Annotated in this window: 25 protein-coding genes; 8 read left to right on the top strand and 17 right to left on the bottom strand. The window is 71.6% G+C overall.

Annotated features, from left to right (window positions below; translation table 11 throughout):
* Positions 1-103: 103 nt before the first annotated feature.
* Entirely contained in the window at positions 104-850 is a 747-nt protein-coding gene (locus JK363_RS21040; RefSeq protein ID WP_201876509.1) for a prepilin peptidase, read from the bottom strand.
* Between the two features lie 66 nt (positions 851-916).
* Between JK363_RS21040 and JK363_RS21035 the strand changes: the two genes are divergently transcribed.
* Both JK363_RS21035 and JK363_RS21030 read left to right on the top strand, forming a co-directional pair.
* A complete protein-coding gene (locus JK363_RS21035) occupies positions 917-1324 on the top strand; it encodes a DUF192 domain-containing protein (protein ID WP_201876508.1) in 408 nt (135 codons plus the stop codon).
* An 85-nt stretch (positions 1325-1409) separates the two neighbouring features.
* Positions 1410-1820 (top strand): cold-shock protein, encoded by a 411-nt coding sequence (locus tag JK363_RS21030; RefSeq protein ID WP_201876507.1) that lies wholly within the window; start codon positions 1410-1412, stop codon positions 1818-1820.
* 97 nt (positions 1821-1917) lie between these two features.
* Here JK363_RS21030 and JK363_RS21025 read toward each other — a convergent pair whose 3' ends face one another.
* From JK363_RS21025 to JK363_RS20975, 11 genes are all read right to left on the bottom strand, one after another.
* A complete protein-coding gene (locus tag JK363_RS21025) occupies positions 1918-2550 on the bottom strand; it encodes an OmpA family protein (protein WP_201876506.1) in 633 nt (210 codons plus the stop codon).
* Between the two features lie 8 nt (positions 2551-2558).
* Positions 2559-3149, bottom strand: coding sequence for a hypothetical protein (locus JK363_RS21020; protein ID WP_201876505.1), 591 nt, complete (start codon positions 3147-3149; stop codon positions 2559-2561).
* A gap of 40 nt (positions 3150-3189) precedes the next feature.
* Positions 3190-3900: a pilus assembly protein TadG-related protein gene (locus tag JK363_RS21015; protein ID WP_201876504.1), complete on the bottom strand. Its 711-nt coding sequence runs from the start codon at positions 3898-3900 to the stop codon at positions 3190-3192.
* 8 nt (positions 3901-3908) lie between these two features.
* Positions 3909-4073, bottom strand: a complete 165-nt coding sequence (locus tag JK363_RS21010) for a hypothetical protein (protein ID WP_201876503.1) — start codon at positions 4071-4073, stop codon at positions 3909-3911.
* Between the two features lie 274 nt (positions 4074-4347).
* Positions 4348-5241 carry a DUF5936 domain-containing protein gene (locus JK363_RS21005; protein WP_201876502.1) on the bottom strand — a complete coding sequence of 298 codons (894 nt, stop codon included), beginning with the start codon at positions 5239-5241 and terminating at the stop codon, positions 4348-4350.
* A gap of 24 nt (positions 5242-5265) precedes the next feature.
* Entirely contained in the window at positions 5266-6204 is a 939-nt protein-coding gene (locus JK363_RS21000; protein WP_201876501.1) for a type II secretion system F family protein, read from the bottom strand.
* Between the two features lie 6 nt (positions 6205-6210).
* Positions 6211-7590, bottom strand: coding sequence for a TadA family conjugal transfer-associated ATPase (locus JK363_RS20995; protein ID WP_201876500.1), 1380 nt, complete (start codon positions 7588-7590; stop codon positions 6211-6213).
* Positions 7587-8240, bottom strand: a complete 654-nt coding sequence (locus JK363_RS44240; protein ID WP_307821806.1) for a TadE/TadG family type IV pilus assembly protein — start codon at positions 8238-8240, stop codon at positions 7587-7589. Before JK363_RS44240 ends, JK363_RS20995 begins: the two co-directional genes overlap by 4 nt.
* Positions 8241-8244: 4 nt before the next feature.
* The gene (locus tag JK363_RS20985) at positions 8245-10023 is read right to left on the bottom strand and encodes a CpaE/TadZ family protein (RefSeq protein ID WP_201876499.1); all 1779 of its coding nucleotides are present in this window, start codon (positions 10021-10023) and stop codon (positions 8245-8247) included.
* A 23-nt stretch (positions 10024-10046) separates the two neighbouring features.
* Positions 10047-10751 (bottom strand): Flp pilus assembly protein CpaB, encoded by a 705-nt coding sequence (gene cpaB / locus JK363_RS20980; RefSeq protein ID WP_201876498.1) that lies wholly within the window; start codon positions 10749-10751, stop codon positions 10047-10049.
* A gap of 36 nt (positions 10752-10787) precedes the next feature.
* Entirely contained in the window at positions 10788-11696 is a 909-nt protein-coding gene (locus JK363_RS20975) for a hypothetical protein (protein ID WP_201876497.1), read from the bottom strand.
* Positions 11697-11942: 246 nt separating this feature from the next.
* Here JK363_RS20975 and JK363_RS20970 point away from each other — a divergent pair, with 246 nt between their 5' ends.
* Positions 11943-12950: a chitinase gene (locus tag JK363_RS20970; protein WP_201876496.1), complete on the top strand. Its 1008-nt coding sequence runs from the start codon at positions 11943-11945 to the stop codon at positions 12948-12950.
* A gap of 24 nt (positions 12951-12974) precedes the next feature.
* Here the strand turns inward: JK363_RS20970 and JK363_RS20965 are convergent, their stop codons facing one another.
* A complete protein-coding gene (locus JK363_RS20965) occupies positions 12975-14258 on the bottom strand; it encodes an alpha/beta hydrolase family protein (RefSeq protein WP_201876495.1) in 1284 nt (427 codons plus the stop codon).
* Positions 14259-14370: 112 nt separating this feature from the next.
* Positions 14371-15261 carry a S1 family peptidase gene (locus tag JK363_RS20960; RefSeq protein ID WP_201876494.1) on the bottom strand — a complete coding sequence of 297 codons (891 nt, stop codon included), beginning with the start codon at positions 15259-15261 and terminating at the stop codon, positions 14371-14373.
* A gap of 144 nt (positions 15262-15405) precedes the next feature.
* Between JK363_RS20960 and JK363_RS20955 the strand changes: the two genes are divergently transcribed.
* Positions 15406-16761: a M14 family metallopeptidase gene (locus JK363_RS20955; protein WP_201876493.1), complete on the top strand. Its 1356-nt coding sequence runs from the start codon at positions 15406-15408 to the stop codon at positions 16759-16761.
* A gap of 57 nt (positions 16762-16818) precedes the next feature.
* On the opposite strand, the gene JK363_RS20950 is transcribed toward JK363_RS20955, so the two are convergent.
* Genes JK363_RS20950 through JK363_RS20940 form a run of 3 tightly spaced genes read right to left on the bottom strand, consistent with a single transcriptional unit; the run spans position 16819 to position 19180 of the window.
* Complete coding sequence (locus JK363_RS20950; RefSeq protein WP_201876492.1) at positions 16819-17232, bottom strand: RidA family protein; 414 nt, start codon at positions 17230-17232, stop codon at positions 16819-16821.
* Positions 17229-18068, bottom strand: a complete 840-nt coding sequence (locus tag JK363_RS20945; protein ID WP_236075972.1) for an IclR family transcriptional regulator — start codon at positions 18066-18068, stop codon at positions 17229-17231. The genes JK363_RS20950 and JK363_RS20945 overlap by 4 nt, the downstream gene beginning before the upstream one ends.
* Positions 18065-19180: a sugar kinase gene (locus JK363_RS20940; protein ID WP_201876491.1), complete on the bottom strand. Its 1116-nt coding sequence runs from the start codon at positions 19178-19180 to the stop codon at positions 18065-18067. Before JK363_RS20940 ends, JK363_RS20945 begins: the two co-directional genes overlap by 4 nt.
* 135 nt (positions 19181-19315) lie before the next feature.
* On the opposite strand from JK363_RS20940, the gene JK363_RS20935 reads away from it, so the two are divergent.
* The 4 genes from JK363_RS20935 (at position 19316) to JK363_RS20920 (ending at position 24296) form a co-directional block, all read left to right on the top strand.
* Positions 19316-20617, top strand: coding sequence for an amino acid deaminase (locus tag JK363_RS20935; protein ID WP_201876490.1), 1302 nt, complete (start codon positions 19316-19318; stop codon positions 20615-20617).
* Positions 20618-20726: 109 nt separating this feature from the next.
* The gene (locus JK363_RS20930) at positions 20727-22349 is read left to right on the top strand and encodes an N-acyl-D-amino-acid deacylase family protein (protein WP_201876489.1); all 1623 of its coding nucleotides are present in this window, start codon (positions 20727-20729) and stop codon (positions 22347-22349) included.
* 138 nt (positions 22350-22487) lie between these two features.
* The gene (locus JK363_RS20925; RefSeq protein ID WP_201876583.1) at positions 22488-23699 is read left to right on the top strand and encodes a pyridoxal phosphate-dependent aminotransferase; all 1212 of its coding nucleotides are present in this window, start codon (positions 22488-22490) and stop codon (positions 23697-23699) included.
* A 186-nt stretch (positions 23700-23885) separates the two neighbouring features.
* Positions 23886-24296 (top strand): SCO4983 family protein, encoded by a 411-nt coding sequence (locus JK363_RS20920; protein ID WP_201876488.1) that lies wholly within the window; start codon positions 23886-23888, stop codon positions 24294-24296.
* The last annotated feature ends 36 nt before the right edge of the window (positions 24297-24332 follow it).

Here is a 24332-nt window from a genome sequence, read left to right as displayed (position 1 = left end):
GTGGGGGGGAGTACGGACCGGCCCGAGGGGGGGTTTCCACCATAACCCTTCGTGAGGGGTTGTCCATGCATCGGCGAGGGTGACAATCAGCGCGGCGCTGACGTCATCCAGCCCCCAGAGCCCCCAGTACCAACCCGGCGCACGCCCCCAGGATCATGCAGGGGCCGAACGCCATGGCCGTCCCGCGCCGCGCCCGCCGGGTCACGACCAGGGCCGCCGCGGCGAACGAACCCAGCAGCAGCCCGGCGAGGGCACCCACCACCAGCACGTCCCAGCCGTACCAGCCGAGCGCGATCCCCAGCGTCAGCGCCAGCTTGACGTCACCGAACCCCATCCCGCTCGGGCTGATCAGGAACAGCACCAGATACGCCCCGCCCAGCACCGCCCCGCCCAGCACCGCCCGCGGCCACGACCCGGCGCTGTGCGGCAGCAGCGCCGCCGCGCCGAGCAGCGCCGCGGCCCCGGCCGCCATCGGCAGGGTGAGGACGTCCGGCAGCCGGTGCACGGCCAGATCCACCCCGGCCAGCAGCACCCCCAGCGGGGCGAGCAGCAGCCACACCGCCAGCTCCGGACGGGCGCCGACCGCCGCCGCGAGCCCCGCGCACACGGTCGCCGTGAGCACCACCGCGGCCGCCGCCCCGGGGCCGCCGTCCCACGCGCCGCCCCCGCAGCCCGTGCAGCGGGCGGGTCCGAGCCAGCCGCGGGCCGGACCGGAGAGTGTGTGCCCGCGCGGGCAGGCGGTGCGCCAGGGCTCGTCGGGTTCGACGGCCAGCCGGTAGAGGGGACGGGGCACCAGCGCCCCGGCGGCAGCGCCGTACACGGCGGCGAGGGCGGTCAGCAGCGGATGCACGGCCCGAGCCTACGGAAGCGCCCCTCGGGTGGAACACTGCACCGGAGGGGCGGAAAGGGGCGCGGTATGGGGCACGCACCGCACGGGGCGGACGGTCTGCGGGACGGCACCGGGACGCTGCGGGTCCCGGGGGGTGCCGAGGACGTTCCGCTGCTGATCGCCGCCTCCTGGCGGGCCCGCTCCCGCGGGCTGCTCGGCCGGGACGGGCTGACCGGCGCGATGCTGCTCACCCCCGCGAGCGGGGTGCACACCTTCCGGATGCGGTTCGCCATCGACGTCGCCTATCTCGACCGGCGGCTGACCGTGCTGGCCGTCCACACCCTGCGGCCCGGACGGCTCGGACGGCCGCGGCTGCGCGCCCGCCATGTGCTGGAGGCCGAGGCGGGTGCGATGGAGCGCTGGGGGCTGCGGCCGGGGGCGCGGGTCGCCGTATCGCCCGGCCCTTCTCCGGCCCACCCGCCTCCGCTACGCTGAGCCGTCGGTGTCATGGTTGGGGACACACATCCCTCGATCGCGGTCGAGGTCAACGAGGTTGAGGTACAGGGGTAGGGGTGGCACGTTGACGTCAACGGGCAAGATTCTGCGGTTCGACGAGTTTCGCGGTTACGGCTTCATCGCGCCGGACGACGGTGGCGAGGACGTCTTCATGCACGCCAATGACCTCCTGGACGACAAGCACCTGTTCCAGCCCGGATCCAAGGTGCGGTTCGTCCCGGAGTACGGGGACAAGGGTCCCAAGGCGGCCGAGGTCCGCGTCGTCGAGCGCGCCGCCGGTCCGTCGGTGATGCGGTCGGTGGGCCCGGACACGGGTGACGACACCATGTGCGATGTGCTGTCGGTCGCCGAGTTCCGCAGCGAGCTGACCGAGGCCCTGGTCGAGGTGGGCGGCAATCTGACCGCCGACCAGATCAAGCAGGTCCGCCGGAGGATCATCGAGCTGGCGCAGGCACACAACTGGATCGAGTCCTGAGGCCGGTTCGGCCGGCCGACCGGTCCTGAGCATCAGACATCACCGCCGCCCCGGGTCCGCCCGGCGCGGCGGTTCTGCTTTCCGGTGCGGATGTGCGTCAGCCCGTACGGGGGAAGCTGACCTCGACCCGGCGGTTCTTCCGGCGGCCCTCCTCGGTGCTGTTGTCCGCGATCGGGTACTGCTCGCCGTAGCCGCGGATCTCGTAGTTGACGGAGGCGTCGAGGTTCTCGGAGAGCTCGCGCTGCACCGCGTTGGCCCGCTTCTTCGACAGGGTGTCGCCGTGGGCCGAGGAGCCGAGGTTGTCGGTGAAGCCGAAGACCCGGACGGTCTTCGCCTTCTGCCGCTCGATCTCCTCGGCGATCTCCGCGATCCGGGCGGTGGCCGCGCCGCCCAGCTTGGCGCTGTCCTTGCCGAAGAGCACCTCGGCCTGGAGGGCGAACTTCACCTTGGCGTTGGTGTCCTCGCGCCGCTCGTCGCCGTTGCCCGTCTCCACCACCGACTTGATGTCCAGCACCCGGCCGGGCGCCAGCGTGGCACCCTCCGGCATCCGCAGATCGGGGTCCTTGGCGTCGATCCTGACCGGTGGTGTGGTGTCCGCGGGCGCGCCGGGGCCGGTGTCGGCACGGGCCGCGGGGACGGGTGCGGCGGTGACCCACAGCGCGGCGCAGGCCAGTACGGCGAGGACGGGGGCGTAGCGGGCGGCGGCGGGCAGGGTCGGAGGGGTTGTCATGGCGGGGCTCACCCGGAGAGCTCGATGCTGACGGACGGCATCGTGGGGATCTGGAAGTCGACTTCCTTGACGTCCTTGGGCGGGGCGGGGAACTGGGCGAACACCGGGCGGCTCTCGTTGGGCTTGATACCGGAGAGTCCGGTGGTGCACAGACAGAGGCCGTCGGTGTCGCGCAGGACCAGATAGCGCTTCTTGCCCGCCTTGTCGATGAGGGACGCACCCGAGAGGGACGAGCGGGACTTGGCCAGCTCCTGTTCCTTGGAGCTCCAGTTCAGGGCGAAGAACATCTCGCTGCCACGATTGGTCAGGGTGCCGCTCACGGTGACGAAGCCACCGCTGTCGCGCACCGCGGAATGCAGCGTGACCTCGACTCCGTTGGGGCCCTTCAGCTCGCCGATGGACTTCGACGAGTCCGCCGCGGGTTCCTGAGCGCGGCCGTCGTCCTTGGCCGCGGTGGATTTCGGGGGAGAGTCGTCGTCCGGCTTCTTCCCGTCGCCGTCGTCACCGCTTCCGCATCCACCCACGGCGAGGGCCAAGCCCGCGGCGAGCGCCAGCGCGGCAGCCCCCCTCCGGGCCTTCGTCGTGTGCCGCATGCTCATCGCTCGCTGTCCCTCACTCGGCTACTGGTGGATTCGCTCGTCAATCGGCAAGGTGCACGGAGAACAGGTCTTCGGCGTCGGGGAAGAGATCGGGGTGCGCCGGGTCGATCGTCACGTCCTCACCGTCGCACCGGAGATCGACGGCGGGCTTCTTGTCCTTCCCGTCCTTGCCGCCCTCGTCGTCCTTGCCGCCCCCGTGGCCCTTCCCGCCGTCGCCGCCGTTCCCGCCCTCGTCGTGGTCATCGGCGGGCGGCGGAGTGGTGGGCGCGGGCGTGCCGACGGGCACGGTGCAGCGCGGGGTGACCACCGCCTTGGCCCTGGCCGTGGCGTGCTTGCTCTCGGTGCCCGGGATGACGGTGTCGCCCACGGGCTTACGCGTCCTGACCGTGACCGTGAAGGAGGCGGGCAGATAGCCCGGGGTACAGCCGGTGACCTCCGCGTCGTTCTGCGCCGCGAACCAGCCGGCCTGCTCACAGGCGCCTCCGACGCCGAGCCCCCGGCCGTTCAGCAGATCGTCCCAGGCGCCGCCGTCCGCGATCGCCGTGAGGAACGCCGTGCGCAACTGGTCGCGGTAGTCCTGGCCCGCGGCGAGCGCCGCGGCGTCGGCGGCGGTCTGTCCGCCGTTGCGGGTCGCACCGGCCTGGCCCACCGCGAACAGGGCGAGCGCCAGGAAGAGCAGGCCCGCCACGGCGGTGATGTAGATGGGAAAGGCCTGTCCCGCGTCACTTCTGAGGTCCCTGCGGGCTGTCACGGGGCCGGTCAGATGGTGGTGACCTCGACGATCTTGTCGGAGATCGCCCTCGCGATCGCCGTACCGAAGTCCGTGGTCGACAGGACCAGGACGATGGCCACCACCACGGCGATGATTCCCAGGTATTCGATCGAGGTCTGTCCCCGGTCGTTCCCCACAGCACGCTTCCCCATCGTGTTCCCCTCCATGGGCTGCCGTCCCACTCTGGTCCGGCGACTCAACCCCCGTGGTGTCGCACGCGACAGGAGCAAAGTACGCCGAAACCCCGCCCCGGGAACAGTGCCTCACGCTCCGTTGTCTTCCCGATGCCCCGCGTTCGATTCGCGCCCGTACGCCGCGGCCGGTATGGCTCATCCGTCTCACCCCCTCCGGGCCCCGGGGAGCCGCCACCCGATGACTGTCCCACAGGCGATTGCAACCGCGAAGGTTATTGGTTCAATTGGGAGCTCAGTCACCGGTGATCGAGCCGAAGTCCGTGCCGGAGCCGATGAAGAACCCGGCCACGAGCAGCAGCATCGTCCCCGGCACCATGAACGTGGTGATGACCATGGTCGCCTTCGGTACCGCGCGGGCCGCGCGGCGGCGGGCGTTCTGGGCGTCCGTACGGCGCATGTCGTTCGCGATGGCGATCAGTGTCTCAACGATCGGAGCGCCCAGTTCCTCCCCCTGCTGAAGGGCCGTGACGAACTGCGCGACCTGTTCGGAGTCATTGCGCTTCCGCAGTTCCTCGAAGGCCTGGCGGCGGCTGACCCCCATGTCCATTTGCCGAAGTGTGACGCGGAGTTCATCCGCCCAGGGGCCCTCGTACTTCCCGGCGACCCGGTCCAGCGCCTGACGGAAGCTCAGCCCCGCGCTCACCACGACCGCCAGTACGTCCAGGAAGTCCGGCAGCGTGCGCTCGATCGCGTCCCTGCGCTCGCGGACCGCCGCCCAGATGCCGACCTCGATCCAGAACAGACCGAACGCCACCAGCAGCAGCGCCAGCAGGATCTGTCCCTTCATCAGCATCACCAGCGCGCCGCCGAAGCCGAGCGCGCCGTAGACCGCCCGCCGGGCGGCGTAGCGGTCGACCGTCAGTCCGCCCGGATTGCCCGCCAGATCGATCCGGCGGCGCACCCGGGCCACCCGCTTCTCGCCCATCAGGCGCAGCACCAGCGGGGCGTAGCGGATGCCCAGCCGGTCGACTGCCGAACCGACGACGGTGGTGCGCGTCGCGCCGACCTCCAGCGCCACCGCGAGATCGGCGGGCAGTTTCGCCTCGCTGCGGTACAGCGCGATGCCGTAGGCGATACCCGCCACCGAGAGCCCGGCCGCCAGCGCCAGCAGCAGTGCGATTGCCATCGTGCGCCCCTCTCCCTCGGATCCTCAGACGTCGATCTTCGACATACGGCGGATGAGGAAGAAGCCGATCCCGTAGAGGACGAAGGCCACGACCACGGCGGCCTGGCCCCAGAAGGACGAGGTCATCCGGTCCAGCGAGCCCGCCGAGATCCTGTTCATCAGCAGCAGTGTCCCGATGCCCATGAGCGGGACGACATAGGCGGTGACGGTCACCTGGGAGAGCTGGGTGCGGACTTCGCGCCGCGTCTCCTTCCGCTCCTCCAGCGTCTGGGTGAGATTGCGCAGCGAGGTGACCACGGCCCCGCCCGCCCGGTTGGACAGCACCAGGGTGGTGACCAGCACCACCAGCTCCCGGGACGGCAGCCGCTGCGCCAGCTCCTCCAGGGCGTCGTCGATGGAGTGGCCCACGGCCAGCTTGGCGGCGACCTTGGCCAGTTCCTCGCCCGCCGGGGCCTCCATCTCGTCCGCCGCCATCGCCAGCGCGGTACGCAGCGCCAGCCCGGCCTGGGTGGCGTTGGCCAGGATGCGGGAGAGCTCGGGCAGTTGGTTGATAAAGCGTTCGATGCGCTTCTGGCGCTGCCAGTTGAGGAAGGCGAAGGCGGCCCAGACCGCGATCACCGCCGCGATCGGTCCGAAGAACGCCGCGAGGAGGGACGCCGCGACCACCCACAGCCCGGCCGCCGCTGCGGCCGTGTAGACCACGAACTCCCCGGGCGTCAGCGCCAGACCGGTCGCCGCCAGCCGCAGCTCCAGCCTGCTGCCCGCCGAGGTCGCGCGCAGCCGCCGGTCGATCCGGGTGAAGCGGCGCGGAGGGCCGGCCGCCGCCACCGGGCCGGAGTCCGACAGCCGCTCGATCAGGGCCCGCTGCTGCTCCTTGCCCCGGGCGTACGTATGCGCCCCCACGACCCCCAGCGCGCCGCACACCAGCGTCGCGCCGAGCGCCACCGTCGCCAGACGGTCCATGCCCGGCTACCTCCGTTCCCTCGGGTCGTACGCGGACCGGTCGAACACGGCGCCGCGGGTAGCAAGCTGGGCCGGGAAGGCGGCCACCCCGAACGCCGGGGGCACCGACTCGTTCGCCAGCCGCAGCCGCTCCGCGATCCGCTCCGGCAGCGGGAAGTAGCCGAACCGGCCGTGCACCACCCGGTCCGCCGCCATCGGCTCGGCGTCGAACCGGCAGACGGTGGCGATGCGGTACTCCTCGTGGCCGTGGCTGTCCAGCAGCGCGATCTCGCTGATCCGCCGCGATCCGTCGGCATGCCGGACCAGCTGGACGATACAGTCCACGGCGCTGTTGATCTGGTCGCGCAGGGCCTCGTACGGAATGGCCACATCCGACATCGAGGCCAGGGTCTGGAGCCGCATCAGCGCGTCCTCGGCGCTGTTGGCGTGGACGGTGGCGAGTGAGCCGTCGTGACCGGTGGACATGGCCTGGAGCATGTCCAGGGTCTCGCCGCCGCGCACCTCGCCGACGATGATCCGGTCGGGGCGCATCCGCAGGGAGTTGCGGACCAGGTCGCGGATGGTGATCCGGCCCTTGCCCTCGACGTTCGGCGGGCGGGACTCCAGCCGGATGACATGCGTCTGCTGGAGCTGGAGTTCGGCGGCGTCCTCGACAGTGATGATGCGCTCGCCCTCGGGGATCAGCCCGGACAGGGCGTTGAGCAGCGTGGTCTTCCCCGAGCCGGTCGGCCCGGAGACCACCACATTGCACTTGGCCCGCACCAGCGCGGACAGCAGGAGCAGCATCTGCTCGTCCAGGGTGCCCATGCCGATCAGCTCGTGCAGGGTGTACGCGCGGGGGAAGCGGCGGATGGTGAGGGTGGCGCCGGTGAGGGAGAGCGGCGGGATGATCACGTTGACCCGCTCCCCGGACGGCAGCCGGGCGTCGACCATCGGATTCGACTCGTCCACCCGGCGGTTGACCGTGGAGACGATCCGCTCGATGGTCTGCATCAGCTGCTCCTCGGAGGCGAACCGGACGGGCACCTGCTCCACCCGGCCCGCGCGCTCCACGAAGATCTGGTCCGGTCCGTTGACCATGATCTCGGTGATGGAGGCGTCCTCCAGGAGCGGTTCGAGCACCCCGAGCCCGAGCGCCTCGTCCACCACCCGCCGGATCAGCTGGGCCCGTTCGCTGGTGGAGAGCACGGGGCCCTCGCGGCTGATGATGTGCCCGAGCACCCGCTCCAGCCGGGAGCGGCGCTCGGCCGCGGCGAGCGAGGACATCTCCGCGAGGTCGATCTCCTCGAGGAGCTTGGCGCGGTAGACGGAGACGAGATGTCCGTCCTGGCGCCCCTTTCCCTCACCGGGCCGCTCGGGCACGGTGATACGGGCCCGCAGGCTCATCGGCCCTCTCCCCCGGCCCCGGCCCCGCCGATGTCGTCCGAAGCGTCGTCGCAGGGCATCGTGGCGCTCCTCCTGGCACTGCCGAAGTCGAACCCGGGGATCACAGGAGGGATCTCCACGGTCACGGTGGCCCGCGCCTGTCCGCCCGCGCAGCCACCGCTGGTGATCTCCGCCCCATCGGCCAGCCAGCCGCTCATCGCCGCCTGCCCGGCGGCGGCCGGGCTGGTCCGCGGCTCGTCCAGCGAGGCGGTCCGCGCGGCCGCCCGCGCCGCGGTCCCGGCCTGCTGCACGGTGTACGCGGCCAGCCCGAGCTGCACGGCGGCGAGCGCGACGATCAGCAGCACCGGGAGGAACCCGATGAACTCGATGGAGGCGGAGCCCTTGTCGCGGCGCCGGGGAACGGCCGCGAGCGGGCCGCCGGAGGCCGCTGTGGGCCGCGTGGCCCTCTCGGCACAGGGCTCGCCCGCTGCCGCACCGTGGGGAGCCGTGCCCACGACGGGGCGTGCCACCGCGGCCGGGGCCACCGGCCCACCACCGCCGGTCCGTTCGGCCGTCGCGGGCCACAGCACCACGGCGCGGCGGTCCTGCGCGCGCTGCTTCGCGCGCATGGCTACGGCCCGCGGCGGGACACCGGGCACCGGCGCGGGCACGCGGCTACTCATCGCCGCCCGCCAGGTCCGATTCGTCGGCCGCGCCTGCGGTGCCGGTGACCGTGAAGGGGAAGTCGGCGCCGCCGGGGAAGAGGATGGGGACCTTCAGGCGGACCGTCGAGGTGAAGAGGCCGTCGGCACCGGCTCCGCAGGAGACCGAGGAACTGCCCCGCCAGGCGCTCGGGATGTCTTCCTCGGCCGCCGAACGGCAGGCGGCCGGGCCGCCGTCGGCGGCGGCGCCCGCGCGGGCGCCCTTGTCCGCGGAGTTGCCCGCCAGTGAGTAGGTGTAGCCGATGAGGACGAACTGCCAGATCACCGCGAGCACGGTGAGGATCAGCGGAAGGATGCCCAGGAATTCGACCGTGACCTGACCGCGGTCGCCGCGCTTGCGGAGGAAGGAACCGGTCGTCGACGAGGACGGCGGGACCTCGTTCAGCGCCTCGGGACCGGTGCCTCGCTCCGCTCCCGCGGAGGAGCCCCCCGCGCCGCCCGCGCTGATGGCACGGCGCCGCCGCAGCCCCGGCAGGGTGCGCTCACCGGACCCGCCCGCGTGGCCGCCCCGGTGGGCGGCGCGGCGGCCGCCACCGCCACCACCCCCGCTGCCGGAGGCCGAGTCGACCAGGCCGAGTTCCCCGGCCAGCCCCCACAGCGCCTGTTTGACGGCTGACTTGGCGTCCAGGTCCTGCATCCGGCCGGAGTCCACGGCGGGCTGGAGCTCCTTGAACCCGGCCGGGATCGCCGTCCGCGCCACCGTGGTACCGGTGGCGCGCGCGACCAGTTGCGGCTGGATCTCGGCCTGCCGGGAATGGCGGTTGACGACGGTGACCGTCTCCTCCGCCTTGCGGATCTGGAGCCGGTCCCACAGCCGCACCATGCGCTTGGCGGCACGGACCGCGACCACGTCCGGGGTGGTGACCAGCAGCGCGATATCGGCGGTCTCGACGGCGGCCGCGCCCGCCGAGGTCATCTGCGTGCCGCAGTCGACGACGACGAGCTCGAACCGCGACCGCAGCGCGCCGATGACCTGCCGGGCGGTGCGGTCGGTCACCTCCTCGCCGCGTTCGCCCTCGCCGGGTGCCAGCAGCAGCCCCAGGCCGGTCTGGTGGGTGAAGACCGCGTCCTGGAGCACCCGCGGGGAGATATCGGTGATCTGCGCCAGGTCGGCGATCGAGCGGCGGAACTGGACGTCGAGGTAGGAGGCGATGTCGCCGGACTGGAGGTCGAGGTCGACGAGGGCGACTGTACGGCCCGCGGCCCGCGCGGCGAGCGCGAGCTGCACGGCGGTCACGGTCGTACCGACGCCGCCCTTGGCGCCCGTCACCGCGACCAGCCGTCCGCCGGGGCCGGTGGTGAGGGTGTCCCCGCCGCCGCCCAGGTGGCGCCGTACACCACCGGCCCACTGGGCGGCGCCGTGCACACGGGTCGCCAACTCGTCGTACGACAGCGGTATTCCGGCGATACCCCGGGCTCCTGCGTCCATGGCGGCCGAGTACAGCGCGGGCCCGGCGTCCGCCGTCACCAGCACCACACCCACCGCCGGGAAGCGGAGCGCGATCTCCCGGATCACCTCCAGCGCGGGTGCCGGGGCGATGCGTTCATGGACGAGGACAACCTCCGGCAGCTCCTCCAGGGAGGCGGCGGCCAGTGCGGCGAGGGTGTCGAGCAGCTGGGTCGAGTCGCCCACGGGCGCCGACGGCTCCACACCGGGCAGCTGGCCGAGCAGCCCGCCGAGGGAGCGGGCGGCGTCGGGGTCGCCGACGGCCGGCAGAATCCTGATCGTCACCGCGGCACCTCCTCACTCATTACTCATTTGTCGCCGTCGAGGGTGTAGGTGCGGTCGCCGGGGGCTATCGGGCCGTCCCCGCCGGGGGCGACCAGCGCCAGCCGCACATGCGAGGCGAAGGACTCGGCGTACGCGACGCGCTGGGCGTTCTTGGTGTCGAGCGCGAAGGTGATCGGTACCGCCTTGTCGATGCGCCGTTCGTCGTCCTGGTCCGGCTCCAGGGCGGTGAGCTTGCCGACGTCGATGACGCGGGCGCCCGCGACGATGAGCTTGGAGACCGGTTTGTCGTCCTGCCCCTTGCCCTCGAAGGTCGCGTAGATGTTCACCTTCGCACCGGGGTTGATCTTGCCCGCGACGCCCGTCGCCGCGTCGATCATGATGGCGATCTCCTGCTGTCCGGCCTTGAGCGCGGGCCGGTTCACGATCATGTCGTTCTGGAGCAGCGATCCTCTGCGCAGCGGAGTCACGGCTATCTTGCCGCGGATGTCGTCGAGATCGGTGACGGCGGTGGACGGCACCCACCGCTCCGGCATCGAGACCTTCTCGAAATTCCCCGCGTCCAGCGCCTGATAGGCGGGGATGTCCGAGGTGAGCTTGTAGGCGGTGGTCTCGGGTCCGACCTTGGACTCCACGTCGTCGATGACGGAGAGCACCCCGGCGAACGCACCGATGGCGCACAGGCCCGACAGGAGCAGCAGAACGACTCCGCGGCGCTGGCGTGAATTCATGGGACGGACAACCTCGTTCGGGGGCGCGGGGGATGTTTACCGGCTGGTCAGGACGGGGCGGTGAGGCGGGATCAGGGCGGGGATGTCATCGCCGCGCGGCACCGGCGCGGAGCAGAACGCACAGCGGTCCCCGATGAGTTCGAAACCGCACCAGTGGCACTCCTCTCGGCGCACGGACGCCACGAGCTGGTAGAGGACGGACAGATCCGGGATGGCCGCCGCGAACTCGATCAGCCTGGCCGTGCCCCACCAGCGGGCGGAGTCGGCGGACGGCTCCACCAGCTCCACATCCCGGATACCCCAGGCGGGCGCGAGCGCCCCGGTGACCCAGTCCTCCCGCCCGGCCACCGAACCGTCCCGGTAGCCATGGCTGTTCAGCGCTCCGGCGGCGACGGTCATCCGGGTGGTGTACGAGGGGGCGGGCAGCATCCCGTCGCCACCGGCCTTCACCAGGTGCGGGGTGGGGTGGGCGAGGACCGCGAAATGGGTGCCGGGCAGCCAGGACTTGACGTGGGAGGTGAGCCCGACCGGCACCCGGTCCAGCCGGGCGACACTGCCGAGCAGCGCACCGGCGTGGATGTAGTGGGCCAGCAGCCGGGCGGAGCAGGCGAGCACCCCGGGGCTGACGTCGGACAGCGAGAGCTGGCGCAGCTGACGGGCGAGCACGGCGACGGCCAGCGGCGGGAGTTCGAGCGGCACCAGCGCCATCCGGTCGCTCTCCAGCACGGCGCGCAGGGTGTGCAGCCGGCGGACGACGGTCGGTGCGGTCGCGGCGGGATAGAGCACCACCAGATGACCCTGCCGGTCCAGCAGCGCGGCGACCTCGGCGAGCGCGTCGTCGAGCGGCTGCTCCCCCGGCGGGCGGAGCACAACGGCCGACGGGGTCTGCCCGTCGGGCGGCGGGAGCACCAGCTCGCGGCCGGTGACTGCTATCGCGGTGGGCACGTCGGCTACCCCGTCTCACATCGGCACCGAGCGGCCGCGGCCGCAGGTCGTTACTGCCGGTCCTGGTGCATCGTCACTTTATCCACGAAAGCCGCGTGAGAGAACAGTTCCTCTGTGTTACGGCCACCTGGTTCGGTGGTGTGCCGCGCTTTCCCTTGACAACCGTATTGGTCTGAACCAACTTGTACGGCACGCCTCAGGGGCCCCTGGACGCGCACTCGCACCACCTCCCCCATCCCCCCACGTATGGAGGCTGTCGTGATTCGCGCAAGGTTCGGGAAGAGGCTGCTCACCGCGGCGGCCGCGATCGCGCTGGGCACCGGCGGGCTGTTGGCGGCAGGTACCGCCAACGCGTCCGAGGCGCACCCCGCCGCGGCCGTCCCCGCCCACGCCGTCACCGGCTACTGGCAGAACTTCGACAACGGCGCGACCGTGCAGAAGCTCGCCGATGTGCCCGACGACTACGACATCATCGCGGTCGCCTTCGCCGACGCCACGGGCACGCCCGGCGCGGTGGACTTCCATCTCGACCCGGCCGTCGGCTACAGCAGCGAGCAGCAGTTCAAGGACGACATCAAGGCCAAGCAGGCGGCCGGGAAGTCGGTCATCATCTCCGTCGGCGGCCAGAACGGCACCGTGTCGGTCAGCGACGACGCCTCGGCGAACGCCTTCGCCTCCTCGATCACCGGGCTGATGGACGAGTACGGCTTCGACGGGGTCGACATCGACCTGGAGAACGGGCTCGACGCCACCTATATGACCAAGGCGCTCCGGGCGATCCACGACAAGAAGAGCGATGTTGTGGTCACCATGGCTCCCCAGACGATCGACATGCAGTCGTCGTCGACCGCCTACTTCAAGACCGCGCTGGGGATCAAGGACTTCCTGACGGTGGTCAACATGCAGTACTACAACAGTGGTTCGATGGTGGGCTGCGACGGCAAGGTCTACTCCCAGGGCTCGGTCGACTTCCTCACCGCCCTCGCCTGCGTCCAGTTGGAGAACGGACTCGACCCGTCGCAGGTCGGCCTGGGCGTCCCCGCCTCACCGAGCGGCGCGGGCTCGGGCCATGTCGAACCGGGCGTGGTCAACGCCGCGCTGGACTGTCTGGCCAAGGGCACGGGCTGCGGGAGCTTCAAGCCCTCCCGGACCTACCCGGGGATCCGGGGCGCGATGACCTGGTCCACCAACTGGGACGCGGCGAACGGGAACGCCTGGTCCAAGGCGGTCGGCCCGCATGTCCACGGGCTGTAGCCGCCGACGGCCGCCGGGGTTGCGCTACCGCAGGGTGAGCAGCCAGCGGACGATATCGGCGGTCGCGGCGACGTTGGAGCCCAGATGGCGGGAGCCTTCGTAGTCGACGGCCCCGAGGTCGACGACCGGGGCAGCCACCCCCTGGCGGCGCAGGGCGGCCCGGCAGACCGCGGTGTTCTCCACCGCGGCCTGCTCGTCGCCCCGCGCCAGGTACAGCCGGGTGGGCACCCGCGGCGCCCAGTCGGTGCAGACGCTGTCGGTGGTGCGCAGCGCGGCGGCCATCCCCCCGGTGGGCTTCTCGAGGATCCGGCGGCCGTACGGGGTCAGCAGTTCATCGAGGGTGTCCGGGGTGCCCTCCATCAGCTGCCGCCCGGTGTGGGCACCGTCGAACAGCGCCTCGACGGTCTTCGCGTAGGGCGCCCGGAACACCTGACCGGGGCTGCTGTACACCGGGTGCAGCCGGTTGAAGGCGACCAGGGTGTACGCCGCGTAGACCACGCTCGACTTGGTCTCCAGCCTGCCGTCGAGCAGCGCCCGCAGCTCGGTGCCGCCGAAGTCGTACGCCCCGCTGACCGGGGCCAGCGCGCCCAGCCGGAACCAGTGGTCCTCCCCGGCCTGGAGGGCGCGGGCGAGGCCGAGTGCGGCCGAGGCGCCCTGGGAGAAGCCGGTGACCGCCACCTCGCGGTCCAGGGTGTGGCCGGTGCGCGGTGCGAAGGCGCGGGCGGCGCGGAGCATGTCCAGGGAGGCGGTGGTCTCCGACGGAACGTCCATCCAGGGGTGGGGTCCGGGGCCGGTGCCCATCCCGAGGTAGTCGGGGGCCACCGCGGCGAACCCGGCGGAGGCGTAGGTGACGGGCGGTCCGGTGAGGAAGTCGCGCCGCTGCATCGAGGGGGCGTCGCTCTTGTGGACACCGGTGCCGTGGGCGAACGACACCGGGCGCAGCCTGCCGTCGGCGCCGCGCGGGAGGACCAGCAGCCCGCTGGCGGTGGTGGGCCGCCCCTGGGCGTCGACCGTGCGGTAGACCAGCCGGTAGGCGTCCACGCCGTAGCGGGCGGTCCGCGCGTCGAACCCGGCGGAGGTCAGCTCGGCGGCGACCTCCTTCGGCCCGGCCAGGCGGTAGAGCCGTTCGGCCGACACCAGCGTCCCCCGTCCATCGAACTGCCGCGTTCCGTCGGCCGTGGAGACCGAGGTCCCGGCGGCGGGAGCGGCGGCCGTGGCCGTGGCCGGGACGGCGGTGCCCGCCAGCAGCAGCGCGGCGCAGAGGGCGGCCGCTCGGGCCGTGGTGCGGCGGTCCGCGTGGATACGCATGGGGTCCCCGTTTCTGATGCGGTGTGACGAGGACCCCAGCCTCCCGTGCGGTAGCCCGGGGGCGCACTGGTGGCCGCCCCCGGGGCGGGGTGGTGCCAGCACCCCCGTTCGGTCAGGGCTTGGGCAGCTCACACCCCGGCAGTCCGAGGTCGATCTTGTTGCCGGTGGTCACGCACCTGGTGATGCCGTAGGTCTGCTGGGCGTAGTTGATCCCCTGGTGGACCGTCACCGTGCCGTTCTCGTCGACCTCGCAGGGGTTGTTCAGGGTGCACTGGCCGCCGCTCTCGTTGCCGGTGTTGTTGACGGCCACAACCTTGCCGGAGGCGGTGTCCACGACGGGCGAACCTGACGTTCCGCCAATCGTGTGACAAGCGGAGGTGTAGCGGACCGAATCCTTCCAGGTCCACTCACCTTCCTTAAGGCGATATGCAAATCCGTCGATATTGCAGGAGTAGATCTTCTTCCAGTAGCCGGAGACCACATTGATGCTGGTGCCCTGGACCGGGTGGCTGTCGGACAGCTGGAGGGCCTTGATGCCGTACCGCTGCTCGATCTGGGCGTATGTCGAGCGCAGTTCGTACAGCGAGATGTCGGTGTCGGTCATCGTCGCGTACGCGACCTTGGTGGCCCGGAGCGTGCCCGCACTGGCACCCGAGCGCTTCAACAGGGTGAAGCTCCGGCTGGACGGCTGGTCGACGATCACCTCGCCCGCGGACGGGAAGCCGCTGGACAGACAGTGGCCGTTGGAGAGCACCAGCGCGGGGTCGGTGTCGGCGGAGCCCGGGGTCCGCACCACGGAGCCCGAGCAGTTGCTGAGCGCCACCGTGCCCGCGAAGTCCACCGCGCGGGCCGCCGCGGCCTTCGGGGCCCCGGCCACCGATGCGGAGGACGCGGCGGCGGAGTCGGCGGGAGTCGCGGCCGCCGTGGGGGTGGCGCCGGTGCCCAGGACGGCCGCCCCGGCGAGTAAGAGGGCCGACAGCGCACCGGCGAGAGGTCTTTTCATGGGGGGTTCCCTTCCCTCGATGAGAAGTTCCTTCCCTGACGACCATTTCCCACCCTTGACCGTGTCATGCACATGGTCGAACACTGGCGCAGCAGTCGCTCGTCTTTCACCCCCACAGGAGAAAACCACCCCCCAGGAGAACTCATGCGACGACGCATCCGCGGCAAACGGGCCACCGCCCTCGCCGCCCTGCTGGCCCTCGCCCTCGCCGCCCCCATCGCCGCCGAAGCCGACGACCCGGCTTCCGGTCACGCGCCCGAGGCCACGGCCGGGAGCACACCCACGGCCACGGACGACGAACAGGTCGTCCAGTACGAGGTCGCGGGCCCGGCCACCCCGGCGGAGCGTTCCGCCATCACCGCCACCGGCGTTTCCATCGACGAGGTGGACGCCCGCTCCCTCGTGGTCACCGCCAACGCCGCGCAGGCGAAACGGCTGCGCGCGCTCGGCTACCGGCTCAGCCGGCTGGGCGGCCCGCCCGACCGCGCCGAGGGCCGGGCCAAGCACTTCGACTTCCCCTCCGCCGATGCGGGGTACCACAACTACGCCGAGGCCAACGCCGAAATCGACAAGGCGATCGCCGCGCACCCCACCATCTTGAGCAAGCGCGTCATCGGAAAGTCGTACGAGGGCCGGGACATCGTCGCCCTCAAGATCAGCGACAATGTGGCCACCGACGAGGACGAGCCCGAGGTGCTGTTCACCGCTCACCAGCACGCGCGCGAGCACCTCACGGTGGAGATGGCCCTCTATCTGGTGAACAAGCTGACCACCGGCTACGGCAGCGACTCCCGCATCACCAAGGCGGTCGACGGGCGCGAGATCTGGATCGTCCCCGACCTCAACCCGGACGGCGGTGAGTACGACATCGCCACCGGTCAGTACCGGAGCTGGCGCAAGAACCGCCAGCCCAATTCCGGCTCTTCGTCCGTCGGCACCGACCTCAATCGCAACTGGGACTTCAAATGGGGCTGCTGCGGCGGCTCCTCAGGCTCCCCCGGGTCCGAGACCTACCGCGGAGCCCGCGCCGAGTCCGCCCCCGAGGTCAAGGTGGTCGCGGACTTCGCCCGCAGCCGGGTGGTCGGCGGAAAGCAGCAGCTCAAGGCCGCCATCGACTTCCACACCTACAGCGAGCTGGTGCTGTGGCCGTTCGGCTGGACGAACAGCGACACCACCACCGGGATGACCCAGGACGACCACGACGCGTTCGCGGCCGTCGGCAAGAAGATGGCCGCGAGCAACGGCTACACGCCCGAGCAGTCGAGCGACCTCTACATCACCGACGGCTCCATCGACGACTGGCTGTGGGGCGCCCAGAAGGTGTTCGCCTACACCTTCGAGATGTATCCCTCGTCCTTCGGCGGGGGCGGTTTCTACCCGCCCGACGAGGTGATCCAGCGCGAGACCGAGCGCAACAAGGACGCGGTGCTCCAACTCCTGGAGAACGCGGACTGCATGTACCGGTCGATCGGCAAGGAGGACCAGTACTGCACCGGCTGAGCCGGTGACACTGCCCCTCAAACCCCTGCTCACCGCAGGGGTTTGAGGGGACAGGCATCAGCCGAGGACGGCGAGCGCGTCGATCTCGACGAGCAGTCCGGCGGGAAGGCCGACGTACACCGTCGTACGGGCCGACGGCGCCTCCTTGAGGTCCGCGAAGAACGCGTCGTACACGGCGTTGAATTCGGCGAAGTGGCTGGTGTCGGTGAGGTAGATGCGCATCATCATCACGTCCTCCCAGCTCGCCCCGCCCTCTTCGAGGACGGCCTGCACATTGCGCAGGGTCTGGAGGGACTGCTCGCGCAGGGTCGGCCCGACCGGGGCCGGGGCCTGGCCCGGGACCGCGGGGCCGAAGCCGACCTGACCGGCGACCTGGAGGATGTTGCCCTTCTTCACGCCGTGCGAGAACTTGGCGGGCGGCGTGGTGTGTCCGGCCGGGGTGATCGCGGTCTTGTGCAGCTTCTCGCTCATGAAAGGGGTTCCTCGGTTCTCGTCTCGGGTGTGCCTCCCTCGGGCCCTGCGGCCCGGGGCGCTACCGCCATCGCATCATGTGGGGCCGGTGCGGGGGTACTTCCGGAGTACTCTCGGCTGATCGCCTCCGCGGTGCGGCGCACCAGCGGGAGCAGGGTGAGGAGTTCATCCGCGGTGATCACCACATTGGGCGCCGATACCGAGCAGGCGGCCACGACCCTGCCGTCCACTCCCCGGATGGGTGCCCCGACGCAGTTGATCGACTCCTCGTGGCCGCCGAGGTCGGTGGCCCAGCCCTGTTCGCGCACGGTGGCCAGTTCCTTGAGGAACGCGGTGGCGTTCGGTGTCGAACGGGCCGTGTACGCGGGGTAGGTGAGCCGCTCGGCCACCGCGCGCCGCTCCGGCTCCGGTAGATCGGCCAGCAGCAGCTTGGCGACGGCGGCCACGGTGATCGCGACGGGTTTGCCGATCCGCGAGTACATCCGCACCGGGTAGCGGCTCTCCACCTTGTCGATGTAGAGGACCTCGTTCTCCTCGTACACCGCGAGGTGCACGGTGTGCCCGCACCGTTCGTTGAGCGCGACCAGATGGGGATGGGCGATCTCCCGGACGTCCAGGTTCTCCACGGCCTGCTGCGCCAGCGCGAACAGCCGGGCGCCGAGCCGGTAGCGCTGGTCCTGCTGGCGGTAGACCATGCCGTGCTCGTGCAGGGTGCGCAGCAGCCGCAGCGCGGTGGACTTGTGCACCCCGAGCCGGGTGGCGACCTGTTCCAGGTTGGCGGGCCCCTCCGCCAGCAGCGGCAGGATGCATAGCGCTCGGGCGACGGTCTGGCTCATGGTTCGGATACCTCCACCGCTGCGGTCTCGGGCCCCGAAGACACCGGATGCGTCCGGCCGGGGCCGCATCGCAGTGTGCCCCACGCGGCGGCATCGAGTGCCACCAGGCGATCGGCCCGCTCACGGGAGGGCGGGGCGGCGAGGTCGCCGGGGACGGTGAGCGCGGCGGCCGCCATCAGATGGCCGTGGCGCAGCCGTTCGGCGACGGGCAGGCCGCGCAGGGTGCCGGAGAGGAACCCGGCGGCGAAGGCGTCCCCCGCGCCGACGGGCGCCACCACTTCGACGCGCGGGGCGGGTTCGGCGGTGACGGTATCCGCTCCGCCGGGCCCGCGGACGTAGGCGGTGGCTCCGGCGGCGCCCCGTTTGACGACCAGCACCGCCGGTTCGGGCAGCGCCGCCCGGATCGCGTCGGCACCGCGCACCCCCCAGGCGGCCCCCGCCTCGTCCTCGCCGACGAAGACGAGATCGCAGCCGCGGGCGAGGGCGAGGAGGACGGAGGGGCCGTGCCGGTCCTTGTCCTGCCACAGCGCCATGCGGTAGTTGACGTCGAAGGAGACCAGCGGTCGGCCGGGCGCGGGGGTGGTCAGTTCGCGCATCAGGGCGAGACAGCCGTCGGAGAGGGCCGCGGTGATCCCGGTCAGATGGAGGATCCGGCCGGACCACAGCTGCTCCCGCGGCATCAGTGAGGGGGACATGGCCGCGGCGGCGGAACCGGCCCGGTAGTAGAGGACTTCGGCCGGCGGCTCCGCGCCCTGGCCCTCCCCGGTGACGGGGTCCTGCCCGACGACACGGGCGGGGTCCACCGCCCGCTCCCCGGCCGTACGGAAGTAGACACCGGTGGGGCGGCGGGGGTCGCGCTGCACCCGGCTGACGTCCACCCCCGCGGCCGCGATCTCGGTCAGCAGATGATCGCCGAACCCGTCCGTGCCGACTCTGCTGATCCAGCGTGCGCTGTGCCCGCGGCGGGCCAGTCCACACGCGACATTGGACTCGGCCCCGCCGATACCGCGCGCGAAGGAGGGCACATCGGCGAGGCGGCCCGGCCGGGACGGGACGAAGGTCACCAACGACTCGCCGAGGCACACGATGTCGACGCTCACGGCATGAGGCACGATCGGTCTCGCTCCTCGCTGGTCGGGGTACGGAACCACCCGTTGACCGGGTGCTGGGCGGGATGTTAGACAGCGCTGTGCGTCATACGCAATGAATGTTGCACATGCTGCAATCGATCCACATGGAGGAGCCCCATGGCCACCGACCACTGCGACCCGTCGCCCCTCGCGGGGCTCGCGGAGGAGCGTGTCGACCACCGTTTCAAGGGGCTTCCCCCGGCCGCCGAAGGCCGTACGCTCGGCGAACTGGCCGCCGAGCGGCGCTCCCTGTTCACCGGCGGATTCACCACACCGGTGCTGGCTCTGTCGGCCGAGGCTCTGGAGCACAACCTCCTGGAGATGGAGCGCTACTCCGCCGCCCACGGGCTGGCCTTCGCCCCGCACGGCAAGACCTCGATGGCCCCGCAGCTCTTCGAGCGCCAACTCGCCCACGGTGCCTGGGGGATCACCGCCGCCCTCCCCTCCCATGTGCGGATGTACCGGGCCTTCGGCATCCAGCGGATCTTCCTGGCCAACGAGGTCGTGGACGCCGCCGCCCTGCACTGGCTCGCGGGCGAGCTCGACGCCGACCCCGGCTTCCGCCTCATCACCTACGTCGACTCCACCCGCGGTGTCGAGCTGATGGACGCGGCGCTGCGCGAGGCGGGCGCCCGCCGCCCGATGGACGTCGTGGTCGAACTCGGCGCGGGCGAGGGCGCGCGGACCGGGGTGCGTACCGAGGCCGAGTGCACCGAGGTCGCCGACGCGGTGGCCGCCGCCTCCACCCTGCGGCTGGTGGGCGTCGCCGGATACGAGGCCGAGGTGCCGAAGGCGGACGCCGAGCGGGTCCGGACCTGGATGCGCCGGCTCACCGCGCTGGCCGCCGGGTTCGACGCGGAGGGCCGCTTCGCGGAGCTCGGCGCGACGGACGAGATCGTGGTGAGCGCGGGCGGCAGCGCGTGGTTCGACGTGGTGGCGGAGGTCCTCGCGGACCTTCCCGAGCTCTCCCGGCCGGTGCTGAAGCTGCTGCGCTCGGGCGCGTACGTCTCCCACGACGACGGCCACTACCGCAAGCGGACCCCGTTCAACCGGATCCCGGAGGAGGGCGAGCTGCACCCCGCCTTCCGGCTGTGGGCCCAGGTCGTCTCCCGCCCCGAACCCGGCCAGGCGTTCCTCAACGCGGGCAAGCGGGACGCCGCGCACGACCTGGACCTGCCCGAGCCCCAGGTCGTCCGCTCCGCCCGGGACGGCTCCACCCGCCCGGCCACCGGCCTCACCGTCACCGGCCTCTCCGACCAGCACGCCTGGATCGCGGTCGCGGAGGGCGCGGAGCTGGAGATCGGCGACTGGGTGGCCCTCGGTCTCTCCCATCCGTGCACCAGCTTCGACAAGTGGCAGCTGATCCCGGTGGCCGAAGCGGACGGAACGGTCACGGACTACATCCGCACCTTCTTCTGATCCCGGGGACCGGGGAAACCGCCCGGCCCCGCACGCAAGGGCCGGGCGTACCGTCACGTACCGGACCGTCCGCGCGCACCGCGCAGCCGGAAGAGAGGCGGCAGCCGCCATGGACCTGGTCATCCGCGACGCACACGTCATCGACGGCACCGGAGGTGCCGCCTTCCGGGCCGATGTGGCCGTGGACGGCGGCCGGATCGCCGCCGTCGTCCGGGAGGGCGGCGGACCGCGGCCGAGCGGACGGCGCGTGGTGGACGCCGACGGCCTGGCCCTCTCCCCCGGCTTCATCGACATGCACGCGCACAGCGATCTTGCGCTGCTCCGCGACCCCGACCACTCCGCGAAGGCCGCCCAGGGCGTCACCCTGGAGGTCATCGGACAGGACGGGCTCTCCTACGCGCCCGTCGACGACCGCACGCTTGCCCAGATCCGCACCGCCATCACCGGCTGGAACGGCGGTGCGCCCGGAAGTACGGACATCGACTTCGACTGGCGCGATGTGGGCGGCTACCTGGACCGCCTCGACCGCGGCTTCGACGGCGAGGGCATCGCGGTCAACGCCGCGTATCTCGTCCCGCAGGGCACCGTGCGGATGCTCGCGCTCGGCTGGGAGGACCGCGCCGCCGACCCCGGTGAACTCGCCCGGATGAAGCAGCTGGTGGCCGAGGGACTGGAACAGGGCGCGGTCGGGATGTCCTCCGGGCTCACCTACACCCCCGGGATGTACGCCTCGGACGCCGAACTCACCGAGCTGTGCCGGGTCGTCGCCGCGTACGGCGGCTACTACTGCCCGCACCACCGCTCCTACGGCGCGGGCGCCCTGCGCGCGTACGAGGAGATGGTGGCGCTCACCCGTGAGGCGGGCTGTGCGCTGCACCTGGCCCACGCCACCTTGAACTTCGGGGTGAACGAGGGCCGCGCCCCCGCACTGCTCGCCCTGCTCGACGCGGCGCTCGCCGAGGGCGCCGACATCACCCTGGACAGCTATCCGTACCTCCCCGGCTGCACCACGCTCGCCGCGATGCTGCCGAGCTGGGCCGCCGAGGGCGGACCGGAGGCGATGCTCGCCCGGCTGCGGGACGACGCGACGGCGGAGCGGATCCGGCGGGTCATGGAGGAGGAGGGGGCGGACGGCTGCCACGGGGTACCGATCGACTGGGACACCATCGAGATCTCCGGGGTGAGCGACCCGGGCCTCGGCGACCACATCGGCCGGACGGTCGCGCGGAGCGCGCGGGAGCGCGGTGAGGCGCCCTGGGCCACCGCGCGCCGGCTGCTGCTCGCGGACCGGCTCGGGCCGACGATCCTGCTCCACGTCGGCCATGAGGAGAACGTCCGGGCGATCATGAAACACCCCGTGCACACCGGCGGCAGCGACGGCATCCTGCACGGCGCCAAACCGCATCCGCGCGCGTACGGCACCTTCCCCCACTATCTGGGCCGCTATGTGCGCGAGCTCGGGGTGCTCCCACTGGAGGAGTGCGTGGCCCATCTGACCGGCCGCCCGGCAGCCCGGCTACGGCTGCCGGACCGAGGTCTGGTGCGCGAGGGGTACCGGGCGGACCTGGTGCTCTTCGATCCGCGGACGGTCGCGGCGGGCTCGACGTACGAGGCGCCGCGCACCCTTCCGGTGGGGATTCCGCACGTCCTGATCGACGGCCGGTTCGTGGTGGAGGACGGCCGCAGGACCAGCGTGCTGGCGGGCCGGTCGGTACGGCGCCACCCGGGCTGACCGGCCGGGCGAACCGCTCCGCCGCCGGGTCGGCGGTGGCGTACGCCCCGGCGTACGCCGCCCTCCGGGCTTCCGCGCACCGTCCACGTGGTGAAAAACACCGAGCGCCGCCGGTGGCACCGCCGTAAGGTGGCCGACATGCAGGTGATCCAGTCCACGAAGCTCGCCAACGTCTGCTACGAAATCCGTGGCCCGGTGCTCGAGGAGGCGATGCGACTGGAGGCAGCAGGTCACCGCATCCTCAAGCTGAACACCGGCAACCCGGCGACCTTCGGCTTCGAGTGCCCGCCGGAGATCCTCGAGGACATGCTCCGCAACCTCGGCGACGCCCATGGCTATGGCGACGCCAAGGGCCTGCTCTCCGCCCGCCGCGCGGTGATGCAGCACTACCAGACCAAGGGGATCGACCTCGACGTCGAGGACATCTTCCTGGGCAACGGCGTCTCCGAGCTGATCCAGATGTCCATGCAGGCGCTGCTGGACGACGGCGACGAGGTGCTGGTCCCCTCCCCCGACTATCCGCTGTGGACCGCCGCGGTCTCGCTCTCCGGCGGCACCGCCGTGCACTACCGCTGCGACGAGCAGTCGGACTGGCTGCCGGACCTCGCCGACATCGAGCGCAAGGTGACCGACCGCACCAAGGCGATCGTGATCATCAACCCGAACAACCCCACGGGTGCGGTCTACAGCGAAGAGGTGCTGCGCGGGATCACCGACATCGCCCGCCGCCACCGGCTGATCGTCTGCTCCGACGAGATCTACGACAAGATCCTCTACGACGACGCCACCCACACCCCCACCACCTCGGTCGCCCCGGATCTGCTGACCCTCACCTTCAACGGGCTCTCCAAGGCGTACCGGGTCGCGGGCTACCGCAGCGGCTGGCTCGCGGTCTGCGGTCCGAAGGCCCACGCGGGCAGCTATCTGGAGGGGCTGACGATCCTGGCCAATATGCGGCTGTGCGCCAACATGCCCGCGCAGCACGCGGTGGCCACCGCCCTCGGCGGCCGTCAGTCGATCACCGACCTGGTACTGCCGGGCGGGCGGCTGGTGGAGCAGCGCGATACCGCCTATGAGCTGCTGACCCAGATCCCGGGCGTGACCTGCGTCAAGCCCAAGGGCGCGCTGTACGCGTTCCCCAAGCTGGACCCCAAGGTCTACAAGATCAAGGACGACCGGCAGATGGTGCTCGATCTGCTGCGCACCGAGAAGATCATGATCGTGCACGGTACGGGCTTCAACTGGCCGGAGCCTGATCACTTCCGCATCGTCACACTCCCGGCCAAGGAGGATCTGGCCGACGCGGTGACCCGGATCGGCACCTTCCTGGACGGCTACGGCCAACCCTGAGCCGGGCCGCACCGGGCTGGGACCGTGCCGGGACCGTGCCGGGACCGTGCCGGGACCGTGCCGGGACCGTGCCGGGACCGTGCCGGGACCGTGCCGGGACCGGAATTTGTTGATCTTTTTTAGCAAGAGCTCAACTTTAGACAGCGTCTAAGTTAGGATGGCCTCCTAAGCATTTGGAGGCCATCCATGTACGAGCCGATCCGCACCAAGTCGGTCCACACCTTGGCCGAGCCCGAGCCCGACTTCCCCCACCGCTCCCGCGAGGAAGAGCTCGACATCCGGCTCGCCGGGCATCTGACCGCGCTGCTGACCGTCACCGACGAGCTGCGCGCCCTCGTCCCGGACCCGGCCCTGGACGACGCCGCCGAGCGGATCGCCGCCCAGGTCGTACGGCTCGGCGACGGCCGCCGCCCGCTGCGGGCCGCCCCCTCGGCGAGCAGCCCCGACCCGGACCGGATCACCGCCCTGCACCAGCGTGCGCACACCCTGGCCGGATGGGCCCTGGTCCTGGCCGCCTCCCGCGAGAACACCGCGGGCACGGCACTGGCGGCCGAGCGCCTGGACGTCCATGCGGCGGCGCTGGGGCTGACCGACTGAGCTCGGCCGAGGGCTGGGACGGGACGAGGCCGGGGC

The organism is Streptomyces coffeae, assembly GCF_016741875.1.
In the GTDB taxonomy this organism is placed as follows: Bacteria; Actinomycetota; Actinomycetes; order Streptomycetales; family Streptomycetaceae; genus Streptomyces; species Streptomyces coffeae.
The sequence above is the reverse complement of the archived record's forward strand: the minus strand, read 5'-3'. Positions and strand labels throughout refer to the sequence as shown.

What these genes read in the sequence shown, in the direction of transcription:
- JK363_RS21035 (WP_201876508.1), top strand. Translation starts at nt 917, where the DNA reads ATGGGGCACGCACCGCACGGGGCGGACGGTCTGCGGGACGGCACCGGG.
- JK363_RS21025 (WP_201876506.1), bottom strand. Translation starts at nt 2,550, where the DNA reads ATGACAACCCCTCCGACCCTGCCCGCCGCCGCCCGCTACGCCCCCGTC.
- JK363_RS21020 (WP_201876505.1), bottom strand. Translation starts at nt 3,149, where the DNA reads ATGAGCATGCGGCACACGACGAAGGCCCGGAGGGGGGCTGCCGCGCTG.
- JK363_RS21010 (WP_201876503.1), bottom strand. Translation starts at nt 4,073, where the DNA reads ATGGGGAAGCGTGCTGTGGGGAACGACCGGGGACAGACCTCGATCGAA.
- JK363_RS21005 (WP_201876502.1), bottom strand. Translation starts at nt 5,241, where the DNA reads ATGGCAATCGCACTGCTGCTGGCGCTGGCGGCCGGGCTCTCGGTGGCG.
- JK363_RS21000 (WP_201876501.1), bottom strand. Translation starts at nt 6,204, where the DNA reads ATGGACCGTCTGGCGACGGTGGCGCTCGGCGCGACGCTGGTGTGCGGC.
- JK363_RS20995 (WP_201876500.1), bottom strand. Translation starts at nt 7,590, where the DNA reads ATGAGCCTGCGGGCCCGTATCACCGTGCCCGAGCGGCCCGGTGAGGGA.
- cpaB (WP_201876498.1), bottom strand. Translation starts at nt 10,751, where the DNA reads ATGAATTCACGCCAGCGCCGCGGAGTCGTTCTGCTGCTCCTGTCGGGC.
- JK363_RS20970 (WP_201876496.1), top strand. Translation starts at nt 11,943, where the DNA reads ATGGAGGCTGTCGTGATTCGCGCAAGGTTCGGGAAGAGGCTGCTCACC.
- JK363_RS20965 (WP_201876495.1), bottom strand. Translation starts at nt 14,258, where the DNA reads ATGCGTATCCACGCGGACCGCCGCACCACGGCCCGAGCGGCCGCCCTC.
- JK363_RS20960 (WP_201876494.1), bottom strand. Translation starts at nt 15,261, where the DNA reads ATGAAAAGACCTCTCGCCGGTGCGCTGTCGGCCCTCTTACTCGCCGGG.
- JK363_RS20955 (WP_201876493.1), top strand. Translation starts at nt 15,406, where the DNA reads ATGCGACGACGCATCCGCGGCAAACGGGCCACCGCCCTCGCCGCCCTG.
- JK363_RS20950 (WP_201876492.1), bottom strand. Translation starts at nt 17,232, where the DNA reads ATGAGCGAGAAGCTGCACAAGACCGCGATCACCCCGGCCGGACACACC.
- JK363_RS20945 (WP_236075972.1), bottom strand. Translation starts at nt 18,068, where the DNA reads ATGAGCCAGACCGTCGCCCGAGCGCTATGCATCCTGCCGCTGCTGGCG.
- JK363_RS20935 (WP_201876490.1), top strand. Translation starts at nt 19,316, where the DNA reads ATGGCCACCGACCACTGCGACCCGTCGCCCCTCGCGGGGCTCGCGGAG.
- JK363_RS20930 (WP_201876489.1), top strand. Translation starts at nt 20,727, where the DNA reads ATGGACCTGGTCATCCGCGACGCACACGTCATCGACGGCACCGGAGGT.
- JK363_RS20925 (WP_201876583.1), top strand. Translation starts at nt 22,488, where the DNA reads ATGCAGGTGATCCAGTCCACGAAGCTCGCCAACGTCTGCTACGAAATC.
- JK363_RS20920 (WP_201876488.1), top strand. Translation starts at nt 23,886, where the DNA reads ATGTACGAGCCGATCCGCACCAAGTCGGTCCACACCTTGGCCGAGCCC.